Annotated in this window: 21 protein-coding genes and 1 pseudogene; 9 read left to right on the plus strand and 13 right to left on the minus strand. The window is 66.7% G+C overall.

What is annotated here, in order from left to right:
- Positions 1-397: 397 nt before the first annotated feature.
- From DFJ67_RS04435 to DFJ67_RS43655, 4 genes are read right to left on the minus strand one after another with little or no spacing between them, the layout of a single operon-like run.
- On the minus strand, positions 398-1663 hold the full coding sequence (locus DFJ67_RS04435; RefSeq protein ID WP_116066707.1) for a glycosyltransferase: 1266 nt from the start codon (positions 1661-1663) through the stop codon (positions 398-400).
- A gap of 8 nt (positions 1664-1671) precedes the next feature.
- Positions 1672-2286 carry a tetratricopeptide repeat protein gene (locus DFJ67_RS04440; RefSeq protein WP_116066708.1) on the minus strand — a complete coding sequence of 205 codons (615 nt, stop codon included), beginning with the start codon at positions 2284-2286 and terminating at the stop codon, positions 1672-1674.
- A complete protein-coding gene (locus DFJ67_RS43650; RefSeq protein ID WP_116066709.1) occupies positions 2283-2681 on the minus strand; it encodes a hypothetical protein in 399 nt (132 codons plus the stop codon). The genes DFJ67_RS04440 and DFJ67_RS43650 overlap by 4 nt, the downstream gene beginning before the upstream one ends.
- On the minus strand, positions 2636-4123 hold the full coding sequence (locus DFJ67_RS43655) for a hypothetical protein (protein ID WP_239096933.1): 1488 nt from the start codon (positions 4121-4123) through the stop codon (positions 2636-2638). Before DFJ67_RS43655 ends, DFJ67_RS43650 begins: the two co-directional genes overlap by 46 nt.
- 984 nt (positions 4124-5107) lie before the next feature.
- Here DFJ67_RS43655 and DFJ67_RS04460 point away from each other — a divergent pair.
- A complete protein-coding gene (locus tag DFJ67_RS04460) occupies positions 5108-5965 on the plus strand; it encodes a hypothetical protein (protein WP_116066712.1) in 858 nt (285 codons plus the stop codon).
- A 462-nt stretch (positions 5966-6427) separates the two neighbouring features.
- Here DFJ67_RS04460 and DFJ67_RS04465 read toward each other — a convergent pair whose 3' ends face one another.
- From DFJ67_RS04465 to DFJ67_RS42210, 3 genes are all read right to left on the minus strand, one after another.
- The gene (locus DFJ67_RS04465) at positions 6428-7039 is read right to left on the minus strand and encodes a LuxR C-terminal-related transcriptional regulator (protein WP_239096955.1); all 612 of its coding nucleotides are present in this window, start codon (positions 7037-7039) and stop codon (positions 6428-6430) included.
- A 23-nt stretch (positions 7040-7062) separates the two neighbouring features.
- Positions 7063-8664 (minus strand): sensor histidine kinase, encoded by a 1602-nt coding sequence (locus DFJ67_RS43195; RefSeq protein WP_203783010.1) that lies wholly within the window; start codon positions 8662-8664, stop codon positions 7063-7065.
- Between the two features lie 132 nt (positions 8665-8796).
- Entirely contained in the window at positions 8797-10269 is a 1473-nt protein-coding gene (locus DFJ67_RS42210) for a hypothetical protein (RefSeq protein ID WP_147315415.1), read from the minus strand.
- Between the two features lie 226 nt (positions 10270-10495).
- Between DFJ67_RS42210 and DFJ67_RS04485 the strand changes: the two are divergent.
- Both DFJ67_RS04485 and DFJ67_RS04490 read left to right on the plus strand, forming a co-directional pair.
- Positions 10496-11040, plus strand: a pseudogene (locus tag DFJ67_RS04485) (ATP-binding cassette domain-containing protein); the annotation flags it as partial.
- A gap of 77 nt (positions 11041-11117) precedes the next feature.
- Positions 11118-11330, plus strand: coding sequence for a hypothetical protein (locus DFJ67_RS04490; protein ID WP_147315416.1), 213 nt, complete (start codon positions 11118-11120; stop codon positions 11328-11330).
- A 21-nt stretch (positions 11331-11351) separates the two neighbouring features.
- Here DFJ67_RS04490 and DFJ67_RS04495 read toward each other — a convergent pair whose 3' ends face one another.
- On the minus strand, positions 11352-12362 hold the full coding sequence (locus DFJ67_RS04495) for a LuxR C-terminal-related transcriptional regulator (RefSeq protein ID WP_244940425.1): 1011 nt from the start codon (positions 12360-12362) through the stop codon (positions 11352-11354).
- A gap of 339 nt (positions 12363-12701) precedes the next feature.
- Here DFJ67_RS04495 and DFJ67_RS04500 point away from each other — a divergent pair, with 339 nt between their 5' ends.
- Together DFJ67_RS04500 and DFJ67_RS04505 are read left to right on the plus strand one after the other, a co-directional pair.
- The gene (locus DFJ67_RS04500; RefSeq protein WP_116066717.1) at positions 12702-12962 is read left to right on the plus strand and encodes a hypothetical protein; all 261 of its coding nucleotides are present in this window, start codon (positions 12702-12704) and stop codon (positions 12960-12962) included.
- A gap of 79 nt (positions 12963-13041) precedes the next feature.
- A complete protein-coding gene (locus DFJ67_RS04505; protein ID WP_147315417.1) occupies positions 13042-14391 on the plus strand; it encodes a hypothetical protein in 1350 nt (449 codons plus the stop codon).
- Positions 14392-14484: 93 nt separating this feature from the next.
- On the opposite strand, the gene DFJ67_RS04510 is transcribed toward DFJ67_RS04505, so the two are convergent.
- The 3 genes from DFJ67_RS04510 to DFJ67_RS04520 all read right to left on the minus strand — a co-directional run bounded on the left by DFJ67_RS04510 (position 14485) and on the right by DFJ67_RS04520 (position 18181).
- Positions 14485-14991: an NUDIX domain-containing protein gene (locus DFJ67_RS04510; RefSeq protein WP_116066719.1), complete on the minus strand. Its 507-nt coding sequence runs from the start codon at positions 14989-14991 to the stop codon at positions 14485-14487.
- Between the two features lie 118 nt (positions 14992-15109).
- Positions 15110-16405: an RCC1 domain-containing protein gene (locus tag DFJ67_RS04515; RefSeq protein ID WP_147315418.1), complete on the minus strand. Its 1296-nt coding sequence runs from the start codon at positions 16403-16405 to the stop codon at positions 15110-15112.
- Between the two features lie 159 nt (positions 16406-16564).
- Positions 16565-18181, minus strand: a complete 1617-nt coding sequence (locus DFJ67_RS04520) for a purple acid phosphatase family protein (protein WP_170215741.1) — start codon at positions 18179-18181, stop codon at positions 16565-16567.
- A 377-nt stretch (positions 18182-18558) separates the two neighbouring features.
- On the opposite strand from DFJ67_RS04520, the gene DFJ67_RS04525 reads away from it, so the two are divergent.
- The 3 genes from DFJ67_RS04525 to DFJ67_RS04535 all read left to right on the plus strand — a co-directional run bounded on the left by DFJ67_RS04525 (position 18559) and on the right by DFJ67_RS04535 (position 21468).
- Complete coding sequence (locus DFJ67_RS04525; RefSeq protein ID WP_116066722.1) at positions 18559-19089, plus strand: DUF302 domain-containing protein; 531 nt, start codon at positions 18559-18561, stop codon at positions 19087-19089.
- 126 nt (positions 19090-19215) lie between these two features.
- Positions 19216-20832: a cytochrome bc1 complex cytochrome b subunit gene (qcrB, locus tag DFJ67_RS04530; RefSeq protein ID WP_116066723.1), complete on the plus strand. Its 1617-nt coding sequence runs from the start codon at positions 19216-19218 to the stop codon at positions 20830-20832.
- Between the two features lie 168 nt (positions 20833-21000).
- Positions 21001-21468, plus strand: a complete 468-nt coding sequence (locus tag DFJ67_RS04535; RefSeq protein WP_116066724.1) for a nuclear transport factor 2 family protein — start codon at positions 21001-21003, stop codon at positions 21466-21468.
- 28 nt (positions 21469-21496) lie between these two features.
- On the opposite strand, the gene DFJ67_RS04540 is transcribed toward DFJ67_RS04535, so the two are convergent.
- Positions 21497-22282 (minus strand): alpha/beta hydrolase, encoded by a 786-nt coding sequence (locus DFJ67_RS04540; protein ID WP_239097208.1) that lies wholly within the window; start codon positions 22280-22282, stop codon positions 21497-21499.
- 190 nt (positions 22283-22472) lie between these two features.
- On the opposite strand from DFJ67_RS04540, the gene DFJ67_RS04545 reads away from it, so the two are divergent.
- On the plus strand, positions 22473-23399 hold the full coding sequence (locus DFJ67_RS04545) for a phosphotransferase family protein (protein ID WP_211333952.1): 927 nt from the start codon (positions 22473-22475) through the stop codon (positions 23397-23399).
- A gap of 11 nt (positions 23400-23410) precedes the next feature.
- Here DFJ67_RS04545 and DFJ67_RS04550 read toward each other — a convergent pair whose 3' ends face one another.
- Entirely contained in the window at positions 23411-24328 is a 918-nt protein-coding gene (locus tag DFJ67_RS04550; protein WP_116066726.1) for a hypothetical protein, read from the minus strand.
- Between the last annotated feature and the right edge of the window lie 160 nt (positions 24329-24488).

Below are 24488 nucleotides of genomic sequence, written 5' to 3' on the forward strand. Positions count from 1 at the left end.
CCGCGGACGGGATCTAGCCAGCCATTTGTGTCGCATCTTCCTTTCCGGGGGCGACCCCCGGACCCCACGGTGCGGTGGGCGCGGTCCGCGGGACGCGCGAGGTCGGTGGGGCGATCTTCGTTGATTGATCCACATCGCGTCGGTGGCCGACCACTTCTGCGACGACGTGGCTGGGCGTGGCCGGCTCACCGCGGGCCTCTCGGGCCCATCGCCTCTCCCAGCCTGCGACTGACGCACGCCGGTTGACAGACCCGCGAGCCTGCTCACCGAGGGCGCCTGCCGCCGCGGCGGCGCCCTCTCACCATGCCCACGCGATTTGGACCCCGACTGGCCCTGATCTGCCTACGAGAAAAGGTCCGAATGGCTCAGTGAGTCCCCTTGATGGAGCGTGCGCATGTCATATGTTCAGCAGGCCGCCGTTACGCAGGGTGTCGTCCTTGATCGCGATGAGATTCGCGGAGACGTATGGGATGTTGTGCTTCTGGTGCCATTCGCTCGGGAAGTACGTGACCAGCCGCGACGCCTGGAATCGGCATTTGATTTCCGGCACGAACCGAGAGTAGTTGGCGTCCGTGAAATACCAGAACGAGTTTTCGTTGTAGAACGCCACATGCGTCGGATCCTGGTAGGCGCCCCGACCGTCGGTGCTGGGCGTCAGAGACAACAGCATCCCGTTCGGCGCGAGCAGCCGGTACAGCTCATTGAACAGTGCAATTTTGTTCGGAATGTGTTCCAGGAAATCGACGGCCCGAATGACCCCCACGCTATTATCGGGTAGATCGACTCCCTTCGTCACATCGCAGACGATGTCGACGCCCGCCCCGTCGTGGCAGTCGAGACCGAGATAACCTTCGGGCTTGTTGTGGGCAGCACCCAGATCGAGCGCCAGGAGTCCCTGCCGCCGTGACCAGGCCAGCGCGTTATGTTGGATGTTCCGGTCGTAGATTTCGACCGTACGCTGCTGGATACGGGCGTTGAAATCCGGAATGCGTTGGGTGTTCTTGGCGTGCATGCGCTGCAGGTACAGGCATTTCGGAATGTGATGGAACTCGCTGACCTGGTACATCCGAGCCATGAGATCGGCGTCGTCCGCGACGTCGAGTGACTCGTCGTATCCGCCAACCTTCTCGTAGATCTCCCGGCGGAAGGCTCGCACGTGGTTCGGCGCGTACCAGATGTAGCTCACATTGTGCGGCGTCGGCGGCAACGCCCGGCAGACCAGCACCTCGCGGCCGTCCACCTTCTCGTCGTAGTGCCGCCAGCCGAAGGAGCTCGCGAAACGGTCCTCGCAACGGCCGCCGTCCTCCTGGATCTGCGCGGTGTCGCTGTAGACGAACCCCACCTCCGGATTGGAGTCGAAGGCGTCGACGATTTCTTGCAGGCAGTCGCTGCTGAGCAGATCGTCATCGTCAAGCTCGACCAGAATGTCCCCGGCGGCCCTGGCGCAGGCGTATCCCTTCACAGCCCCAATGCCGTTCAGGTCGTCCTGGACAACGAGCCGGATCCGATCGTCGTTCCGCTCGGGCCGCCAACGAGATCCCTGGTTGAGAATGACCACCCATTCCCAGTCGGTGAAAGTCTGCGCGACGAGCGATCGGAAGCATTCGTCGATGAAGCGGGTGCGGTTGCTCCCGGTGAAAACCGTTACGCGCGGCGTATGCATTGAGCCAATCACCTGTCCGTCGATGCCGAGGACGGAACGGTTTTCACCGCACGGTACTCCGCCGGAACTGCCGAGGCGAGCTCTTTGTCCAGCCGGATCGCCGCGTCGAAGGCGTCCCGCGCTTCCGCGTCGTCACCGGATTTGGATAGCAGTAAGCCTAGTCGGAGGTAGGCGGTTGACGACTTGTTGTCGATTGACACGACCTTGCGGTAGATGTCCATCGACGTCGCGGGGGCCTTGCTCTCCAGCGCGATGGCCTTGTTGTAAAGGGCCGGCTTGTAGGTGGCGTCGGCCTCCAACGCCTTGTTGTAGTTGCTGATCGCCTCGTCGGTCTGGTTGCGCGACTGGGCGATGAATCCCAGATTGAACCAGGCGAACTTGTTGTTGGCCTCGGCGGCCACCACCTTCTCGAAGGTGGTCTTCGCCGCGTCGAAGTCACCCGCCTGGCCCTGGTCGACACCAAGCTTGAGCAGGTCCGCCGGCGCGGTTCCGACGTTCGCATTGTTGCTGTTGCCGGCGTTGCTCGTCTGCGGCTTCTCGGCAGGCTTCTCGCTGCATGCCGCGACTCCGGTCAGCAGGACCGCACCACAGGCGAGTGACCCGAATATCTGACGCATGCTCATTTCTCCTCCTTAGCGGTAGCGGGGCGGCCCGAGTTGCTGTTCGGCCGGCTGGCCTTGCTGCCGTTGGCCGTCGCCCGGCCCGACGGGTTGGCGGGCGCCTGGCCCGATGTGTTTGCCGGCGCCTGGCCCGCCGTGTCGGCCGGAGCGGATCGCGCCACTGGTGCGGTGAGCGAAATGCAGGACACCCAGATGTCGGCACCGCCGCCGGTAAAGGTGAACTGGTAGCCACTGGTCGAGAGCGGCTGAATCAGCACTGGGTTGACGCCGGCGCCAGAGAGTTGATATCCAGTTCCGACGGCGATGTCGCCGGGCTCGCATCCGAAATTGACGGGGGTGTCCGCGATAACGGTCAGCGGGCCCTGAATGTAGGCGGACTGGATGCCGTTGCCCGACACTCCCTGCGGGCCCTGCGCGCCCGTGTTGCCCTGAGCCCCCGTGTTGCCCTGGGCTCCCGTGTTGCCCTGTGGTCCCTGTACGCCTTGCAAGCCGGTTGCACCTTGGGTTCCTTGCGGGCCTTGGAGACCTTGGGCGCCGATGTCGCCCTGTGGTCCTTGTGTGCCCTGCAAGCCTTGGGTCCCTTGCGGCCCCTGGGCGCCGGCGTCGCCCTGCATACCTTGAACGCCTTGTGCGCCCACGTCACCCTGGAACCCCTGGAACCCCTGGAACCCCTGAGTACCTTGCGCGCCTTCGGCACCGGTGTCACCCTGCGTACCCTGCGCACCTTGGACCCCAGTGTTGCCCTGCGGCCCCTGCACACCCGGAGCACCCTGAAATCCCTGGGCGCCGGCGTCACCTTGGGTCCCTTGAGCACCGGCATCTCCCTGGGCGCCTTGCGGCCCTTGGATCCCAGTGCCTCCCTGCGCGCCTTGGACACCCGGAGCACCCTGAAATCCCTGGGCGCCGGTGTCGCCTTGAGCGCCTTGAGCGCCCACGTCGCCCTGGGCACCCTGGACTCCCTGAGTGCCTTGCGCTCCGGTGTTCCCCTGTGAGCCTTGGGCCCCCGTGTCACCCTGCGGACCTTGAACCCCCATGTCACCCTGCGCACCTTGGGCGCCGGTGTCACCCTGCGCACCTTGGGCCCCGGTGTCACCCTGCGCACCTTGAACACCCGGAGCACCTTGGAAACCCTGTGCACCGGCGTTGCCTTGAGCCCCTTGAGCACCGACGTCCCCCTGGACACCCGGGACCCCCTGAGCACCTTGCGTCCCTTGGGAACCGGCATCACCCTGAGCGCCTTGAACCCCGGTGTCACCCTGCGCGCCTGGAGGGCCCTGCACCCCCTGAGTTCCTTGCGGCCCTTGGACCCCGGCGTCCCCCTGCGCGCCTTGAACACCCGGAGCGCCTTGAAATCCCTGGGCACCGGTGTCACCCTGAGCGCCTTGAACCCCGGCGTCCCCCTGGACACCCGGGACCCCCTGAGCACCTTGCGTCCCTTGGGAGCCGGAATCACCCTGAGCGCCTTGAACCCCGGTGTCACCTTGCGCACCTTGGACACCTGGAACACCTTGAAACCCCTGGGCACCGGTGTCACCCTGAGCCCCTTGAGCGCCGACGTCCCCCTGCACACCCGGGACTCCCTGAGCACCTTGCGTCCCTTGGGAACCGGAATCACCCTGAGCGCCTTGGGCCCCGGTATCACCTTGCGCACCTTGGACACCTGGAACACCTTGAAACCCCTGGGCACCGACGTCGCCCTGAGCGCCTTGAGCGCCCACGTCCCCCTGGACACCCGGGACTCCCTGATTCCCCTGCGGACCTTGAGTGCCGGTTTCGCCCTGTGGTCCTGGAATACCGGTGTCGCCCTGGGCACCTTGAGCGCCGATGTCGCCTTGGGCACCTTGAATGCCTTGCAGGCCCTGGACGCCGGTGTCACCTTGAGGGCCCGCGGCGCCCTGAGCGCCCTGGGCGCCTTGATGTCCCTTGGGGCCATGCGAGCCGTCCGGCCGCTCGTCCTTGTCGTGCCCACCGTGCGGACCCTGCCATCCCTGCGGGCCGTAATCCGGTGGCGCCGCGGAGTGTTGGTCCCACGAATCGTCAGATCCGACGCCAGCTGGCCCTGCGGGGTAGTGGTCCCATGAATCGTCAGGTCCGCCGTCGTCTTTCCGGACAGTCGACCAGGACGACGGCCACCCTGCGTGCTGGCCGAGCGGACCAGACGCACCGATGTGCACGCCCTGGGTAGCGGGTTTCGTTTCCACGGGCTGTGCGGCGGCCGCGGGGCCGCCCGTCATCCCTACTGCCAGCAGGGCAGAACTCAGCCCTGAAGCTGCGCGGCCACTCTTCAGCCCTCGCCGCAGCCGTCGGTTGTTGCTCATGCCCCCTCCAGAAAGCCGGTCCGGATACCCCAGGGTTGCTCATAAGTGACTTTCCGGCAGATAGCCGACGATTAGCAGCGTATCCAGACGATCATCCGAACGAGAGATGTTTTACCCGAACTCGGGGAATCTTGTATAAAGCGTATTTTCCTCATGAAGAGCTACATAAGCCCCGGCTGCCATGTACGCCAAGACGCGGCACTGCCCGTACGACCCCAAGAGGACAGTCGCCGGCGTGACCGACCGTGGGCGGGCTGCTCGCCGTGCGGACGGAACTGGCGCTTCGAGGCGCAGAACCGAAGCGGCGTGCTGGCCAGGATGCAGGCCTGCGCGGTGATCATCGCATGGCGGATCCAAGCCGTTATCGAGCAAGCTGCCCAGCGCGGCGGCCGCCCAGCCGGTGACTGACACCGGTGGGCGGGACGCCGGCCGGGACAGAAGCACAAGCGGACGACGCAGAGCGATCTTGATCGATCGGCCCGAATTGTCGTCGCGGATCGATCGCTGTGACGGTCGCCGGTACCGTGTCGCTGTCGACGCAGCGGCGTCGGTGGCGCATCAAACCGAAGGAGTCCCCTTTGCATCTGCGTCGCAGTCTCGCCACCCTGCTCAGCTCCGTCCTGGTCACCGGCGCAGGCCTGGTCGCCTTCGCCTCCCCGGCGCATGCCGGGGTGATCGAGATCGCGTTCGGCAACGGCGGCGACGTGCCACTGTCCGGGGACTTCTTCGGGGACGAGCGGGACGAGCTCGTGCTGTACCGCCCGAGCACCGCGACCTTCTACATCCGGCAGTGGAACGGCACCGTCAACGCGGTGCCCTTCGGCAATGCGGGCGATCTCCCGGTCATCGGCGACTGGGACGGCAACGGCATCGACAACGTCGGCGTCTACCGCCCGTCCAACGGCCGCTTCTACCTGGAGCGCGGCGACGGCAACGCCAACGACCTCCCGTTCGGCAACGGATCCGGCGACCTGCCCGTCGCCGGAAAGTGGTGGAACCTGGGCAGCATGATCAACTACCGGGACATGCCCGGCGTCTTCCGCAAGTCTGAGGGGACCTTCTATCTCCTGAACAGCAACGGATCGGTCGCCGTGGAGTACCCCTACGCCAGCACCGACGTCCCGCTTGCCGGAAAGTGGAAAAGGACTTACAGGGACGAGGACTATGTCGGGGCGTACCGGCCGAGCACCCAACGCTTCTATCTGAAGGACCCGGACACCAATACCACAAGGGTCTGCTTCTTCGGCAATTCCGGCGACAAGCCCGTCGTAGGCCAGTGGGTAGTCGGCGCGTCGGACTCAATCGGTGTGTGGCGTCCGGCCAACCAACGGTTCTATCTGCTCGACTGGGTCCAGGATTGCTGACGTCGGTCGTGTGACGGGGTCGAGTCAGCCTTCGTAAGACGACATGGGATGCGTGAGGGCAGCCGATCCGACCGCATCGAGCGCGGTCATCTCCGATGTGGACGTCGGAGACGAGGCACTGCAGACCCGACCTAGCGAAGGTCGGCCGCGAGGCGAGAGCCAAACTCGACGTCGGCGCCTGGGGGTTCGGGCCTGCGCGGTCCACGCCGGCTACAACCGTCGGGTTCGGACCGGTGAGACGGTGACGAACTGGCCCTGAGCTACGGGAATGCGGTTCGGATGCAGCCATTTGTGTCGCATTTTCCTTTCCGGGGGCGACCCCCGGACCCCACGGTGCGGTGGGCGCTGCCCGCGGGACGCGCGGGGCCGGAGCTAGGCCGATCTTCGTTCTGATCGAGACCGCTCGCCCCAACCCATTTGCCTTCCAAACCCGGTCCAAGCGTGCCTGCACCCCAAATGCGGTCAGCTTCGCAAGTAGGTCAGGACGGCGAGTACCCGGCGGTGGCCGTCGGCCTCGGGGAGGTCGAGTTTGGTGAAGATGTTGCCGATGTGTTTGGCCACCGCGGCGTCGCTGATTCCGAGCGTTCGGGCGATGGACGGGTTGTTGTGGCCTTCGGCCATCTGCCCGAGCACTTCCCGTTCCCGTGTGGTCAACCGGTCGAGTGGGTTGGTCGTTCGTCGCCGGTTCAGCAACTGCCTCACCACGTCGGGGTCGATGACGGTCTCGCCAGCCGCGACCCGCGACACCGCGTCGGAGAAGTCTGCGACCTCGCCGATGCGGTCCTTGAGTAGGTAGCCAACTCCGGCCCGACCGGACGGGCCGAGCAGTTCAGCGGCGTACGCGGTGGCCGCGTACTGCGACAGCACGAGGACCGCCGCGCTCGGGTCGCCGGCGCGGAGTGTCACCGCGGCGCGCAGCCCTTCGTCGGTGTAACTGGGGGGCATGCGGACATCGGTGATGACCAGGTCGGGTCGGTGCTCCCGGGCGGCCGCCAGCATCGAGTCACCGTCGCCGACCGCCGCCGCCACGGTGTGGCCCAGTCCTTCGAGCAGGCTGACGAGGCCGGCCCGCATGAGCGTGGCGTCTTCGGCAAGCACTACTCGTAGCGACACGGCAGGTCGATCCGCACTGTGGTGGGTCCTCCTTGCGGGCTGCTGATCTCCAGGGTGCCGGCGACGACGGCCACTCGGTCGGCCAGCCCCCGCATGCCCGTGCCCAGTGACGGTTCGGCGCCACCCCTGCCGTTATCGACGATTGTCAGCGCCAGCCGTTGCTCAGCGCGTCTGCCACTGATCTGGATACGAGTGGCTGCAGCGTGCCGCACGGCGTTGGTCAGGGCCTCCGAGACCACGAAGTAGGCGGTGGACTCGATCTCGGGCGGCAGCCCTCTGGGCAGGTCGAGGTCGACCTCGACCGGAATCGGACACCGTTCGGCGAGTTCGCGTACCGCCTCGGCCAGCCCGAAATCGGTAAGGATCTGAGGATGGATGCCGCGGATCTGGTCCCGGAGGGTCGTGAGTGCCAGCCGAGCCTGCTCGTGAGCCTCGCCGACGAGTTCACCGGCGCGTCCGTCCGCGTCGGCCAGATGCCGCTCGGCCAGGCCCAGCTTCATCGTCAGGAGCACCAGATGTTGCTGCGCGCCGTCGTGCAGGTCTCGCTCGATCCGACGGCGCTCGGCCTCGAACGAGTCGACCAACCGGCTGCGTGACCGGGCCAGCTCCTCGACCTGACGGTTCATCTCGGTGCCGGTGGGCGCGAGCAGCCACTTGGCGAAGGCGGCCTGGGCACCGCCGAGCACGCTGATTCCGTAGAGGGTGACGATCGTCGCGGGCACCCCGACCAGACCGGCGCGCCGCCGCGCCCACGCCCAGCCGCTCAGGGGCGCGGGTGCGTGCGGGTCGGGGACGCCCGCACCGATGACCCCCAGCAGCGAGGTGGCGGGTTCGAGCGCCGCGAGTACGCTGCCCGCTGTCAGGAGTAGCAGCAGGCAAGCGGTCAGGGCCGTGATGACACCGAGTGTGCTGTGCATGAATCTGACGCGAGTGGCGCTCGGGTCGCTGGCGAAACGCCGCTTCCAGAAATGGGCGCTCGCCAGGCCGGTTGCCACCATCAGGGTGGCGAGAATCGCCGCCGTGACCCACTGGTATCGCTCGGCCTGGCCGAGCAGCGCCGTCAGCGCGGGGGAACCGGCGTGCGGGCTGGTCGATTTCGTCAGTCCTTCGTGCATCTGACTCAAAACCTGTGCGAGTTTTCCGTCGGCGGTTCTACCGGGTAGCAGCCCCAGCAACGGGATCAGAGGTAGGGCCGTCACCTGGATGTTCACCGATAGCACCCATATGACGAACACCGTCGACACCGTTGCGGCTGTGGCAACCGCCGCGTACCAGGCCTGGGCATGCAGGTATTTCTGCCACAGCGCGGTGGTGAGCAGGGCGAGGACAATGACCAACAGCGCGCTGATTGCCACCTTGACCGCATGCCATTGGAACCAGTAGTCGACCAGCGTCGTCAGGTGAACGGGGAGCGCCGGGGTTCCGCTTCGCCAATACTCGACGAGAGCACTCCCGACGGCGTCGTGCAGCTTCGCCTCGCTGTAAGCCCCGAAGGTTGGCATCGGGAGGGCCCTGGGGGCGAGTTCGAATGCTGCCGCCAATGCCGCGCCGGCCGCCAGCAGCAACCCGATCGGTCGAAATCGCATGGGACGACGGTAGAAAAGGGCCGCTCGGAGCGCGATGGCGCATGAGCTACCACAACCGGGCGAGGCTGCGCTACCCGCGCGGTATAGCTGGCTCTACCTCATTCACGGGTAACGCCGCGGAGTAGTAGACGACTAACGGCTTTTCGCGGCCTTTCGAGGCGCCGTCTTCTTGGCCGCCTTGGTCGCGGTCCTGGCTGACTTCCGAGGCGCCGTCTTCTTCGCCGCCTTGGTCGCAGTCCTGGCCGACTTCCGAGGCGCCGTCTTCTTCGCCGCCTTGGTCGCAGTCCCGGTTGACTTCCGAGGCGCCGTCTTCTTCGCCGCCTTGGTCGCAGTCCCGGTTGACTTCCGAGGCGCCGTCTTCTTCGCCGCCCCGGTTGACTTCCGAGGCGCCGTCTTCTTCGCCACCTTGGTCGCAGTCCCGGTTGACTTCCGAGGCGCCGTCTTCTTCGCCGCCCCGGTTGACTTCCGAGGCGCCGTCTTCTTCGCCACCTTGGTCGCAGTCCCGGTTGACTTCCGAGGCGCCGTCTTCTTCGCCACCTCGGTCGCGGTCTTCTTCGCCACCTCGGTTGCGGTCCTCGCTGACTCTCGGGCGGCCGTCTTCTTGGCCACCTTGGTCGCCGTCCTGGCCGACTCCCGGGCGGCCGTCTCCTTGGCCACCTTGGTCGCCGTCCTGGCCGACTCCCGGGCGGCCGTCTCCTTGGCCACCTTGGTCGCCGTCCTGGCCGACTCCCGGGCGGCCGTCTCCTTGGCCACCTTGGTCGCCGTCCTGGCCGACTCCCGGGCGGCCGTCTCCTTGGCCACCTTGGTCGCCGTCCTGGCCGACTCCCGGGCCGCCGTCGTCTTCGCCACCTTGGTCGCCGTCCTGGCCGACTCCCGGGCCGCCGTCGTCTTCGCCACCTCGGTCGCCGTCCTGGCCGACTCCCGGGCCGCCGTCGTCTTCGCCACCTCGGTCGCGGTCGTCGCCGACTCCCGGGCCGCCGTCTCCCTCGCCACCTCGATCGCGGTCGTCGCCGACTCCTTCGCCACCTCGATCGCGGTCCTCGCTGTCTCCTTCGCCACCTCGGTCGCGGTCGTCGCCGACTCCCGGGCCGCCGTCTCCCTCGCCACCTCGATCGCGGTCCTCGCCGACTCCTTCGCCACCTCGGTCGCGGTCCTCGCCGACTCCCGGGCCGCCGACTCCTTCGCCACCTCGGTCGCGGTCTTGGTAGCGACCTTGGCTGGTTCCTCGTCGGGCGACTCGTCTTGCTCGGTCTGGTCGTCCCGAGCTGGCTCGTTCTTGGCCTTCTCACCCGTGGCCTGGCCGCCGTCTTCCGAATCCTGGTCGTCGGCGCGGTCGTCCTGGGAGACCATCTCGCCGTCGCGGATCACGCCGTCGTCCGTAACTGCATTTTCCGGCGAGCTGCCCCCATTGATGGAATCCCCGCCATCGCGGGAACCGCCGTCGCCGCTGGAGGCGTATTCGGTGAGTCTGTCGGTGAGTTCGCCCGCTCGCTCATTCACGGCGGACACAGCATGGTCGGCGAGCGCGTCCGCGAAGTTCCGCAGGCCCGCGAACAACTTGCCGCCGATTGGACCGTTTTCGTTACCGCTCGTACCCTGGCTCACCTGTCGTCCCCTCCGGAACCCCGCATCGACGCCGCCCGTTCGGTGGGGCGGTCACCGCCTGCCTGCGGAGCGCCCGACGTTTACCGCCAGCGCTGTGCTCCCAACAGGAGTCATGACACTTCCGCCCTGGTGGGGCCCACGTTGGCCGGTTACCCGCGGTCGGCGCAGCGAAACGCGGCTTACGAGCCGCTAGCTGGGCAAACGCCACCGGGAAATTCTGCTGGACCTTGACCCTGCGTCAACCGGCAAGACCACGACCGTGCGGATCCTGTCCACCCTGCTGACCGCCGACGGGGGTCAGGCCCGCGTCAACGGCTACGACCTCGCGCAAGAGCCCGACGCGGTGCGGGCCTCGATCGGGGTGACCGGCCAGTTCTCCGCAGTGGACAACCTGCTCACCGCAACCGAGAACCTCGTCCTGATGGCGGATCTGCACCATCTCGGCCGGGCGCCGGGTCGCAGGCGGGCCGCGGAACTGCTCGATCGCTTCGGGCTGAGCAATGTTGCGGCAAGCCTCTGGCCACGTTCTCCGGTGGTATGCGCCGGCGGTTGGACCTGGCCATGACCCTCGTCGGCAAGCCGAAGCTGATTTTCCTGGATGAGCCGACCACCGGCCTGGACCCGCGCAGCCGCCGCGACCTCTGGCAGATCGTGCGTGAACTGGTCGCCGACGGCGTCACCATCTTCCTGACCACCCAGTACCTCGAGGAGGCCGACCAGCTCGCGGACCGGATCGCGGTGCTGGACGGCGGCCGGATCGTCGCCGAAGGCCACTGTTCCTGCCCGCCGAGATCGCCGACTACCTCCGGCAGCTGCGCGACCTCGGGGTGAGCGAACGCGGCGTACGCATGGAGCGCGATGGTTGGATCATGCTGACCGTCAACTATCCGTCGCGGATGACCATCCAGGAGACGGTGTCCAAGGACGAGCAGGCGCTGCTGGCCACTCATGTGAGCGAGTACTCCCCAGCCTGGATCCGGCTCAACGAACTGCTCCGGCAGCGGGTCAGTGTCGTGGTTGACCAGCGAGAGCGCGGTAGCACATTGCCCAGTCGTGGTTGAGCCGCACGCTGTGCGGCCGGATCAGATCCAGCCGCGTCGGCCTGCTTCCAGGCCGGCCTGGAAGCGGCTGCGTGCGTCTAGGCGGTCCATGAATTCCGCGGCCATGCGGCGCACGGTGCGCAGGGAGACGCCGAGCTTGCGGGCCGCCATCTCGTCGGTCTGTCCGTCGGCGAGCAGTTGGATCAGCTGCTTGGCCTGGGGGTCGAGTCCGTTCGCGTCGACGGGGGCGGTCTCGCCGAAGGGCACCGCGCCGGCCCAGATCTGCTCGAACAGCGCGTAGACGGCGGCCACCACGCCGGCGCTGCGGACCTCGACGGCGCCGCGCGTGCTGTCGGTGGGGTCTAGGGGCAGCAGGGCGATTTCCCGGTCGTACACGATGGTGAGCATTGGGATTGTGGAGGCGGTCCGCAGCTTGCCGCCGATGCCGGTGAGCCAGCGCGCGTAGGCGACGAGGGCGGGATCGTTGCGGTAGCTCTCCTGATAGACACAGCGCAGTTGCACGCCACGTTCGATCATCTGCTGGTTCAGGGCGGCACTTGCGGATTTGGCCTGCGGAGTCTGGGCGCTGCGGGGGTTGAGCGACAGGCATTCGGAGCGGACCGTGTCGGCGAGCTGGGCGATGCGGCCGCGGACGGTGTCGACGCCCTCCAGACGCATCGCGTTGTCCCGCTGGGTGTGCCGCTCCTGCTCGAGTGCGATGGCGGCGATGGCCTCGCGGGTCGCCGCGATCTGCCGCTGACGCTCCTGCATCTCGGATTCGGCCTGGGCGAGAAGGGCACTGAGCCCGACCGCCGGGCCGACGGCGCGCAGGGTGCCGTCAGGCTCGTCGTCGGCCAGCAGGGACAGGGCGGCGAGTTGGTCCAGCGCCTGCCGGATCCGCTTCTCCGTGGAGCCGAGGCGCTCCGCGAGCTGCTGGACGCTCAGGGTGTGGTCGCCCAGCATCGCCCGGTAGACGGACTCGGTGAACTCGCTGATTCCCAGTGGCGCCAGCATCTTGCCCCCGTAACTTGATCCGACCGCAGTATCGATCATGGTCAGGGGAGAGGCAACCCCGTCCGATAAAGGCCAGATCGCGGTGAAATATGTCCGCTGCGGGCCGTCGCTCGGTGGCACCAAAGTGCCGCGCAGCTTGCTGCCAATTGCTTTCTGATGACTTTGCCGAGTCGCTCGTACATTCTTGATTTCAGCAAGCCAAAGGGGCTCGAACAAAGACCGAAACGGGGAAAGCAAAAATGAAGCGGACAGCAGGCGTGACCATCATCGCGGCAATTCTTTCTATTTTCGGAATGGCATTGGCGCAGAGCCCTGCCGCCGCTGCTCCCGCTTCGACCATCACCGTCTCGACGCACGGAGGCAACGAATGGGGGTGACATGCACCTGGTCAAGGTAAAGCTGCGCAGCGACGACCTAACTAGTGCGGCGACCAGCGAACCGATAGTGACCGATCTGATCTGGGTTCATGCCGACCCGGACGCAGGAGTGGAACACGTCAGGGTCTGGATACAGCCCGACGCAATGGTGATCGCCCTCTTCATTTGCTCGGCCGCTGAAAGCCGAGCGCAGGACGTTGCCGCCGCACTCATGAAACGCATCCTGAATACCCCCGCCATGCGGGGATGGCACAGCATCTGACTCCCGAACCACCGATGACGCTGCCCGTCGGGCTGCGTCGCGATTCCTCACGCCCTCGAACATGACAAGGAACGAACAAATGCGTACCCACATCCCCATGCGCAGCAGGCTCATCAGCGGAATGCTCGGTCTTGCCGTCGCCGTCGGACTCGGCGTCAGCGCCGGTGTCGCCACCGAGCTGACAACCGCCACCCCGCAGGCCGCCCAGGCCGCCTCCACGGAGGGCGGCTACATCAAGAGGTCCGAGGTACTCGCCCGAGCACAAAACTGGGTAGATCGCGGCATCATCTACGGGACCAACGAGGATGTTGAGCCCCCGATCTTGGAGTTCACGACTGACGCCCAAGGGAAGGACTACCGACAGGACTGCTCGGGACTCGTTTCCATGGCTTGGCATCTCACCTCGTCACCTACAACCGTCGGCTTCGCGGCAGGCAGCGCAAACACTAGTTCGGTGTCAAGCCCGGATGCGATGCTGCCGGCGGACGCAGTGCTCTTCGACGGCCACATCGAACTCTTCGCCGAATGGAAGAACCCGTCCGACCATACGCAGGGCGCTTGGTCATATTCCCTGAACGGCCCGTACCACGCCGACTGGGCGAAGGGGCCGACCGTTAACTCGCACGGGGACACCGGCACGCTCTCGTGGAGTGACATCGTCAACAACAGGCGGTTGAGGTACAACAAGATCCTCGACGACACCGTCTCCGGCACGGCCAACATCTACGGCGTCCTGCCGGACGGCAGGCTGACGTTCAGCACCATCGACGCCGCCAGCGGCAACCGGACGAAGACCGTCGTCTCGACGACCTCGATCGGCTTCACCCCGAAGGCGATGGCCACGTTGAACTTCAACACCATTCTGATGACGGACACGGCGAGCAACCTCTACCGAATCGACGTCATCGCGAACAACACCTCGCTCGTCTACAACGCTCCGGTGAAGTTGGCGAGCGGCTGGACCCACGAACTGCTCACCTACGACGGCAACAGCCACCTGTTCGGCATCAGTAACGGCACTCTGCGCCGCTACACCGTCTCCGTCGCCAAGCCCGCGGCTGCGAACATCAGCACAGGTCAGCTCATCGGCACCGGTTTCGCCCTCAACAACCTGGCCGCCACCGCCTCGAACTGGCTGATCGGCACCACCTCCGCCGGGCGCCTGCTCTCCTACAAGATCGACAGCGCCGGCAACTGGACCGGAAACACCCTCGCCACGGACCACTGGTTCTTCGACGCCTTCCTCTCCCCCGGCGCCGGCGTCTACTACGGCAAGACCCCCGCCGGCGGCATGTACCGCTACCTCGACGCCGACCCCTTCGACAGCACCGGCACCGACATCCAGACCTACACCACCGACCCGGTCGACACGACTGGCTGGACGCAGACCCTGCTCTCCGCCCAGCCCTACACGATCAGCGGTTCCTGACAGACAGCTACGAGTCCCCCCATCGCCGGCCCGGACCGGCGATGGGGGGACTCGCCGTTTCACCACGCCCACCAGCAGAGGCTGGGGGGAGCTTCACAAGCCGAGTGTGACCGGGTCGGCGGGTATCCCGGACGTGAGCAACTCGGTCAATGGTGTGGCGAGGTCGCGGGGCGAGAACAGGTCAGGCCCGGGGTAGTTGGCGATCTCAGCGAGTCCCCACCAGCGAAACCCGGCGAGGTGCTCATCAACGGCGAGTTGGTCGCGGGTGAACTCGCCGCGGGGCTCGAAGTGGGTGGCGCGGATGAAGAAGTAGTCGTTGACCATGCCGTCCAGGCCGGGCGGCGCATCATCTGCGGCAAGGACCTGGTGCCAGACGTGCGGCGGATCGGCGGCAGTCACCAAGCCGGTTTCCTCGCGCAGCTCACGGCGCAGGGCGGACAGCTTGTCCTCACCTGGTTCTACGCCGCCACCAGGAGCAGCCCAGACGGCCGGTGCTCCATTCGGGACCGCCGGGTGAGGAAAGAGGAAGCGGCATAACAAGACCTGATCGGCCTCGTCGAGGACGATCGCGCGGGCAGAGGTTCGAAGGTTCAGCGACACGGCAAGCTCCTGATCTCCTGGGCGCGTGGCACCACAATGATCGAGGTAAGCCGCAAGGTAACCAGATTTGAAGAGAGCCTCGCCCAGATCGGACGAGGCCCTGTCTGTCTTCGGCTGGTCAGGAAGCCAAGCTGAACGCGAAGCCGCCAGAAATCGAGCGGGTCGGGTGGAGGCCGGTGGTTACCGGCAGTGCCCGGTTGCTCGACTGGTGTCCCCCGACGCCAAGTTGACCCCACTGGTTCGAGCCCCACGACATCACGTCGCCGTGGGTGATCGCGAGGCTGTGCCCGCTGTTGCTGGAACCGTCGTAGCCGGCGGCGATGGCCGATACCCCGCTCAGGCCTAGCACGTTGACCGGGATCAGCCGCAGCGTGTTCGTGCCGTCGCCGAGTTGGCCGGACCCGTTGCTGCCCCACGCTTTCATCCGGCCGTTGGTCAGTAGGGCCAGCGTGTGACCGAATCCGCCGTCGACGGACTTGACGCGTACGCCGTTAAGGCCGACCACGGCAACCGGGTTGGGCTGCGGGCTGATGGTGTTGCCGTTCCCGACCTGGCCCGCGATGTTGAGGCCCCAACCGCGGACCGATCCGTCCGCGAGCACCGCCAGGTTGTGGAACAGGCCCGAGCCGATGCTTGTCGCTCGTTGCGGCAGGCGCACCGCGAGCGGAACCGGGTGCGGCCGGCTGTCGGCGCCACCTTGGCCGAGCTGTCCGTCAACGTTGCCGCCCCAGGCGTAGACGGTGCCGTTGGCCAGCAATGCCAGAGCCGAGTTTCCCCCGGCGGCGATCGCTGTCACGCGGCCGGGCAGTCCCTTCACCTGAACCGGAAGGCTGCGGTTCGATGTGGTGCCGTCAGCGAGCTGGCCCAACGAATTCAAGCCCCAGCTCCGAAGAGTGCCGTCCTTGAGGAGGGCGAGGCTGAAAGTGCCGCCGGCGGCGATGGTCTTGACGTCGCGCAGTCCGGCCACGCTGCCAGGGATCGGCCGCGAGATCTCGGTGCCGTCACCGAGCTGCCCGTACTCGTTTTCGCCCCACGCTTTCACCGTGCCGTTGGACAGTAGTGCGAGCCCGAAGCCGTCACCGGCCGAGACCGAGCGGATGGTGTGCGGGCCGGCCACCGTCACGGCCGTGGGCCGGCTCTGGTCGTTCCCGACCGTGCCGATGCCGAGCTCTCCGGCGGAGTTGAGTCCCCACGCTTCAGCCTGGCTGCCGCCCTGGCCGCCGCTACCGCCATGACCGCCACCGCCATGACCGCCACCGCCATGACCGCCACCGCCATGACCGCCGCCACCGCCATGGCTACCGCCGCTGGGTGGCGCCGCCGACGACGGCGCGCCGAACACTGTCGGCAGGGCGATCAACGCCCCGACAATCACGGCGGCGAGCTGTCGCCGCCGTATGAGATTTGCTCGCATATGGATTCCCCCCGTGAATGCGAAAGCGGGCTGACCACGTGAAACCGCAGCTCAGCCACCCTGCGCCACATTACGCACTCACGCCCCTCGTGACCCGTGAATCCTCGTCGTAACGCCTGGGTCGGAACGTTGTCCGACCCAGGCGTTGACGGTTGTGGGTCAGTGCCGGCCGTTGCCGCCGTCACTACGACGGCGTTGGAGGGTGAACTTCTCGAAGACCGACAACTCACCTGTGGGCGTGATGATGTTGTAGTAGGTGACGTAGATGCGGGTCATGTCACCGGGGTGACGGCCCGGGTCGACGCTGAACTCGGCGAACCCGTACGGGTGCTCCGCGTCGCGTACGCCGATCCAGATCGCCGTCTCTTGCTCTTTGACGGAGTTGAACTTGCCGACGTGCTCCATCTGGACGTATGCCGAGTGGTGCCCGTGCCCGTCAGCGTCGTCGGTGGTGAAGCTGTTGTTGGTAATGCCGGACACGCCGCCACCGCCGAGGACCATGTGCGTCGTGCCGTGCGCGCTGTCGATCACGTCGAGTGCGGTCTGGCTCGGGTTGGGTGTGAGGGTGGCGCTGCCGGCGACGACGCCACGCACCGCCAACGAGCGCTCGTAGTCGTGCTCGTGGCCACAGACCACCAGGTCGACGCCGTACTTGTCGAACAGCGGGCCGTAGGCCGCACGCAGCGCGACATCGGCGCCGTTCGCGGCGGTCGCGGAGCTGATCATCACCTGGTGCATGCAGATGACGATCCAGTCGATGTCCTTCGAGGCCCGGGCCGACTTGAGCTCCTTCTCCAGCCAGGCGAGCTGCCGACCGCCGGAGTAGCCGTTGATGTAGATGTCGCCGCCCTCCTGGAGGGCGATGTCGTCGTTCTGAAGGGAGATCACCTTCACGGAGCCGACCGTGAAGGAGTACCAGAGGTTGTCGAGCTCGGGCTGGGTCTCGGCCGAGGGCAGCTCGAAGTAGGTCTGATAGGCGTCGAGACCGAGCTTGCCGTTGCCCAGCTCGATCTCGTGGTTGCCCGCGGCCGGCATCCACGGACGGAATCGCGCTGAGCGGCTGTTGTTGGCAAGGAAGTCGTGCCAGACGCGGATGCGGTCGGGCCCGGTGTTGGCGTAGCAGAGGTCGCCATTGAGGAGATGGAACAGCGGGCCGACCTTCTCGATGCCGGTGACGATGTCGGCAGCGGCGGGCGTCGCGTTGGGCTCGAAGTCCCGGCCTGAGGCGTCGGCCGGGTTCGCACCGGTCTTCCACGTCACGGTGGGCGCACCCTGATCGCCGAAGCTGGTGAAGGTGAACGGAGCTCTGCCGGACGGCGCCGTGTGGAAGGTGCCGGCGTCGGGGGTGGCGCCGTCGTGCTGGGCCGCGTACAGGTAATCGTGATCGGCCTTGAGCTTGGTGATCAGCGCGTGATGGACCCAAACGGTCCGCCCAGAGGTGCCGTCCACGTAGGTCTTCGTCGTCGCGCGCACAGTGGAGCCGAAGCCGCCACTCAGCGTGCCGTAGACGACCCGCGGGTTCTTGACGGCCGCGTCGGTGACCCACGAGACGACCATCTGGCTGCGTGGGTCGGCGCCGAAGGTCAGGTGCAGGCCCTGGACAGGGGTGGTGGCCGAGCCGGTGGTGAGACCGGTGACCGCCGACTTCGCAGGAACTGCCTCGGCGTTTCCGGCGCCGAGGATCAGTGGCCCGGCGGCGGCGCCGGACACTGACGCGCCGAACAGGCCGAGCGCGTTGCGACGAGAGATTCGAGTTTGCTGGGATTCTTCCGACATTCCGGTGCCTTTCGCGTCGTTCGGATGCGGTCGAACACCGACCGGTCGGCAGCGGTTCGAACGACAGCGGACTGCGGCAGGCCAGCGGTGCGCACCCTCACCGGACGCTAGGAAGCACGGACGACCAGCGCGGCGGGACGGGCATGAACACCAGGCGGCCATCAGCGCAATGGACGGCAACTCCCGACGGCCTGGCCCGGCAGCGCGGCCGGCACGAGCCCTCGAACGGGCCCGTTATCACGTAAATGGGTGAGGCGTCGCCGGGTGTCGCCAGAGCACCGTGGTTTTGAAGGGCGCGCCGACCGGTCACCGGGCTGGAGGGCTGGCCGTGGGGCCACCCCGAAGCGGCCGTTCCCGTTCACGAGAGAAGGTAGAACGTGGCCGCGACAGACATCGACGTGACCGACTACACGGCGCAGCGTTTCGTGATTCCCGCCGACGCACCATTCGCTGATCTTCGACAGCGGTACGAGGAGGCCGTGCCGCCGGCTGACCTGTCCGCCTTCGTGGACCTGGCCAACCGCGGTGGGAAATGGGAGGACGTGCTCACGCTGACCGACACCGAGGCTCCCTACGGATTCCTGAACTACGGGGCGGTGGTGGCCCAGCCCGTAATGGGTGTTGCCGGTGACGCGGCGCCCTGCGTGACGTACCTGATGGGTAACCACACGATTGCGCAACGAATGTTTCACCACAACCCGCTGGCGCTGGCCTACGCACCCTTGCGCACCGCCATCGCCGCGGACAGCGACGACGGACCCGCACGGTTCTCCATCGAGCAGCCCAGCAAGGCTTTCGCTTCCTTTGACAACGACCGGATCGCCGCCGTCGGGGTCGAGTTGGACCGCAAGGTCGCGACGCTGCTCGATCACCTCAGGCTTCCCGTCCCGCCCGAACTGACGGCATAACCGTTGCGCCTACCCGGCCGCTGCGCAACGGTCATAAACGACAGTGTGTAGTAGACACGGAAGCTCCTCCTGTGTAGCGTTCGTCAACGACAGCGTGTAGTAGACGACGTGGGGACGGAGTCAGCGATGCGGCGTCGGGCGAAGTCGCTTGCGTCCTTGCCGGGTAGGGCGGGGCGGGAGGTCGAGGATCGGCTCGGTGTCGCGACGCCGCTGCGCGGAATTCTCAACAAGGTTTTCCCGGACCACTGGTCATTTCTGTTGGGCGAGATCGCATTGTTCTCGTTCATCGTCCTGTTGCTGACGGGTACCTTCCTGACGCTGTTCTTCGACCCGTCGATGCGGGAGATCGCGTACGACGGCAGCTATACGCCCCTGCGCGGCGTGCACATGTCCGCCGCGTACGCCTCGTCGCTGGACATCTCCTTCGACGTGCGCGGCGGCCTGATCATGCGGCAGATGCACCACTGGGCGGCACTGCTGTTCTTGGCCGCGATCGTCGTGCACATGCTGCGGATCTTCTTCACCGGCGCGTTCCGCAAGCCACGTGAGCTCAACTGGATCATCGGCTCGTTGCTGTTCTGGATCGGGTTCCTCGCCGGCTTCACCGGCTATTCACTACCGGACGACGCGCTGTCCGGCACGGGCCTGCGAATCGCCTCGGGCATCCTCCTGTCGATTCCGGTGATCGGCACCTGGGTGACGTCGTCGCTGTTCGGCGGCGAGTTCCCCGGCGAAATGATCATCGGCCGATTCTTCATCCTGCACGTACTGCTGATACCGGCCCTGCTGCTGGCCCTGATCGCGGTCCACGTCGGCCTGGTGTTCAAGCAGAAGCACACCCAATGGCCGGGACCCGGACGCACAAACTCCAATGTGGTCGGCGAGCGGATGTTCCCCCGGTACGCGATCAAGCAGGCCGGCTTCTTCGCCACGGTCGCCGGCGTGATCGCCCTGCTCGCCGGGCTGCTGCAGATCAACCCGATCTGGCTGTTCGGCCCGTACGAGTCGGCGGTCGTATCCGCGGCGACCCAGCCGGACTGGTACGTGATGCTGCTCGACGGTGCGATCCGCCTGATGCCGGCGTGGGAGATCACGCTCCCGATCGGTGACGGCTACGTCATCCCGCCCATGTTCTGGCCCGCAATCGTCCTGCCCGGGCTGCTCACGACGTTGCCGATGGCCTATCCGTTCATCGAGGCCCGGCTGCACAAGGACAACCGGTTGCACAACCTGCTGCAGCGTCCGCGTGACGTCCCCGCCCGCACGGCGCTGGGCGCCATGGCCGTCGCCTTCTTCCTGGTGCTGACCCTCTCCGGCGGCAACGACGTGATCGCCGACAAGTTCCAGATCAGCCTCAACGCGCTCACCTGGGCCGGGCGGATCGGGATGCTGATCGCCCCGCCGATCGCCTACTGGGTGACGTACCGGATCTGCCTGGGCCTGCAGCAGCACGATCGCGAGGTGCTGGCCCACGGCGTCGAGACCGGCCTCATCCGGCGTCTCCCGGACGGCCGGTTCGTCGAGGTTCACCAGCCGCTGGTCGAACCGAACGGCAAGGACCATCGTGCCCTGGAGTACGCGGGGTGGGTGGTGCCGAAAAAGATGAACCGCCTCGGCGCCCTCGGGCCAGCCATCAAAGGCTTCTTCCGGCCCCTCGAACGGCCGGCCGAGGCTCCGGTCTCACCAGGCCGCCCACCGGTCGAGTCGCCCGAGGAGCGCCAACAAGTTTCCAGCCGTCCCTAGCCCGGCGAAATCGTGCTGACGTCCCGAGATCACCAAGATTCCGGGACTCGAGCCGGTCGACGACGGTCCTTCGGGGCAGTCAGATCAAGGCGGAGATCGGTATGGTGCGGCCGATGGAGGAGGCCGTCCGTGCCAAAAGTGAAACCGACCGATTCAAAGGAAGCTGGCATGAGCAGCCCACGCGAAACTTTTCTTCGTCTGGTGAACGGTGTCTGCGATGGTCCGTATGAGGACCTGGCCGACCTGTATGCCGAACAGACCCACGTCACGCATCCGTTCCACCCGCTCGACCCGCCGCCGCTGCGTAGCCGTGGTGAGTTGCACGAGCACTTCACCTCAGCGCCTCCGGTCGCCAGAACGCTGAAGCGTAAGCCGGTCGACATCAGGGTTCATGAGACCGCCGACCCGGAGGTGATTGTCGCCGAGTTTGCCTATCAGGGGCGCGTCGAGGAGACCGGCGAGGCGTTCACCGTGCCGTGCGTCTTTGTGATGCGCATCCGCGACGGGCTCATCGTCGAGTCGCGCGACTACATCGACCACATTTCCAGCGCGCGGGCTTGGGGCCAACTCGACAACCTGCTGACCGGACTTCGTCCGCAGGAAAGCACCACCACTGAAGACACAGCCCGGCCCTGATCCGCATCCGACGTCGGTGCGTTGCCGGTCAGAGGCCTTGGCGTTTCAGCCAGGCGAGGGTGTAGTCCGCGATTTCCCGCCAGCCGTGGTCGAAGACCAGCGAATGGCCGCGGTCTGCGAACAACTGGTAGTCGGTGGTGGCGTTGGAACCCGCGTACAGCTTGTATGCGGCCCGGGCGACCTTCTCGGGAACCGTGTGGTCCTCGCCGCCGCCGATGATCAGCAAAGGTGGGCGGTCGTTGAGCTTGGTGTCGACTGCCGCCGGCGAGGCCTTGCTGAAGTTGGCAGTGCTGGCCTCGAACAGCGGCCTGCCGGGACCGGGGATGGCCCAGCGCTCGAACAGGTCGTCCGATTCGCTGGCCGGAATGGCGTTGCCGAAGCCGTAGCGAAACTGCTTGCGGTTGAGCGCGACCGCCTTCTTCCTGTTGCCCGGGCTGGATAGCACGGGCAGGCCCGAGCGGATCTGCGCGATCGGCACCGGCCTGACGCCCTTGATCTGGCCGGGGTCGATCGCGATCGTGGCGGAGGTGTGCCCGCCGGCCAGCAACATCTGCGCGACCGAGCCGCCGAAGGAGTGGCCGATGACGATCGGCTTGGTGTCGAGGCCTTCGATCACCTCGACGTACTTGGCGGTGATCTCATCGAAACCCCGGTTGGCGAGGGCTGCGGCGTTCTGCCGTGTGTCGGCGACCGTGTCCGCGTCGCCCGGCCAGCCCGGAGCGATGGGTTGATATCCGGCCTGGCGGTAGAGATCCATCCAGTTCTGCCAGGCATTCGAGTGGATCCACAGTCCGTGAATGAACAGGACTGGCATCGAAGTCGACATACTCGCCCCCACGCCCGAATACGGGCTGGATCGACTAGCCACTCCGCCCGACGCTAACAGGCCGGTCCGTTGAGCGCGGCGGAACCGAGAACGTGCGCGGCTGCTGGCCGGCCACTCAGGCCACTTCCGACCCGGAAATTCCAGCGCATCGACGGACCGCGAGCCCTAGATTCGGGGGGTGACCCCGGAGGACGACCTTTCGCATCTGGGCGTGCCGGTCAGACCGATGACTCGGGTCCACGGCGGGTTCGCCAACCGGATGCATCGGCTCGACACCGACCAGGGATCGTTCGCGGTGAAGGAGTTGACCGCCGTCGGTCGCCGCCATGTCGGCGACGTGTTCCGGTTCGAGCGGGCGGCCTTCGCTGCCGGCATTCCGATGCCAGAGCCGGTCTCCGCCAGCCAGCACACGCTCGTCCACCGGTGGGTCGACGGAGAGAAGGTGCCGGAAGCGCCGGTGCCAGCGGCGTACGCGTTCGAGATCGGTGAGATTCTCGCCCGCATCCACGCGCTCGACGTCTCGTGGCCCCTCGGGTCGGCCGAAGGGCCGGCGCCGCGGGACTGGCCGGAGCTCGCCGAGCGGGCGGCGGCGACCGGGCAGCCGTGGGCCGACGAGCTCGGCTCCCACGTTGCGACGTTCCTCGCGATCACGCACTTCGTCGACACCTGCGAACGGCCGGGTCCTGTCGTGTTGACACACCGGGACATCCAGCCGTGGAACCTGCTCGCTCGGAACGGTCGGCCGGTGCTGCTCGACTGGGAGCTCTCGGGGATGCTCGACCTGTCCGGTGAGCTCGGTTCGACCGCGCTGAGCATCGCGAAGGGGCCTGGCTTCGACAGCATCGAGCCCGCCATCTTCCGCTCGGTCCTCGACGGGTATGTGGCGGGTGGTGGAGCGCTGCCGCCGGCGGGTCCGAGCTGGTTCGTGTTCATGATCGGCGGCTGGTTGGGGTTCACGCGGTGGAACATCCTGCGCTGCCTCGCCGGTGTCGAGGAGAGCACCGGGCCGGAGCTCACGCTGTCGCAGGAGTCCGCACGCAACGGAATCCGCGGCCTCCCCGACATGTTCGGTCGACTCCCGGAGCTGGAGGCGCTGCTCGCCTGACGGCGACCGGATCAGTGTGCGAAGTGGACGTCGACAATGAAACATGGCTCGGAAATGGTCAGGAATCGTTGCGGATCCTCGCCGTCGGGGGTGACCGTGTCCAGTTGCAGGCCGTCGGCGGTCGCCGAATTCGGGTAGATGAGGAGCCGTTCTCCGATGCGCCCGATTGGTCTCAGCGTCGCGGGGAGCAACGGTCGCGCCGTGCCGGTCTCCAGATCTAGAGCTCGGATCCGGCGCTCACTGGATGGTTCGTCGCGGAGCTCGCAGGCGATGACCGTGTCCGAGATCCACGACTCGTCACCCTTCGGGGCCAGCACCGTGGCGGGGAAACGCTCGACCGCGCCAGTCTCCAGATCTATCACGATGGTGTACGGGTTTGAGCGCCGGTCAGGCGCCGGCTCGTCGTAGGTCGCGACGATGCGGCGCCCGTCGCGGGATAAGCCGATAGAAGTGTCGGCGGTCCGCAGCCCGGGTGTCGACCGCAATGACCGCACCACGGCGGTATTCAGGTCGACGTGACATACCGAGATGGTGTCCGGTTCGACCTCCTCGAGGTCGTCGGTTGGGTCGCGGCGCAGGAAAGCGACCGCGTGCCCGTCCGGGCTCGCGGCGGCGTCGACGCCGATGAAACTGGGGTGGACCAGGGCCCATCGGTAGGTAGCTGTGGGCAGGTGGTAGCCGCCCACGCGGACCTCGCCGTTGTCACCGGTGTCGGACATCAGGACGAACGTGCCGTCCTGCGACAGGCCCAGCAGGCGCCGAGACCTGCCGAGTCCCAGTCCCGTTGCCGTGGTGAAGGAGCCACTGCCGGCAGCCTGGATGGCGACCCATTGCCCGGCCGCGGTCCAGAGGTCAAGGATCGCGGACGCCCGGGACGGCAACCCAGCCGGCATCGTGGCCGGTGCGAACTCAAACGGCTCCGGGGACACGCCAGCACTCTCCCATGGTCCTGCCAGTTCCCACATACGCGCACCGACTGACCAATGTGGGCATAGGCGAATTCATCCGGAACTTCGGTGCACCGGAGGCATCGATGCGGTCGCTCGCGGGCGGCGGAGCATCGCTACGATGACGCTCGTCGGCGTCGAT

The organism is Asanoa ferruginea (assembly GCF_003387075.1).
GTDB lineage: Bacteria > Actinomycetota > Actinomycetes > Mycobacteriales > Micromonosporaceae > Asanoa > Asanoa ferruginea.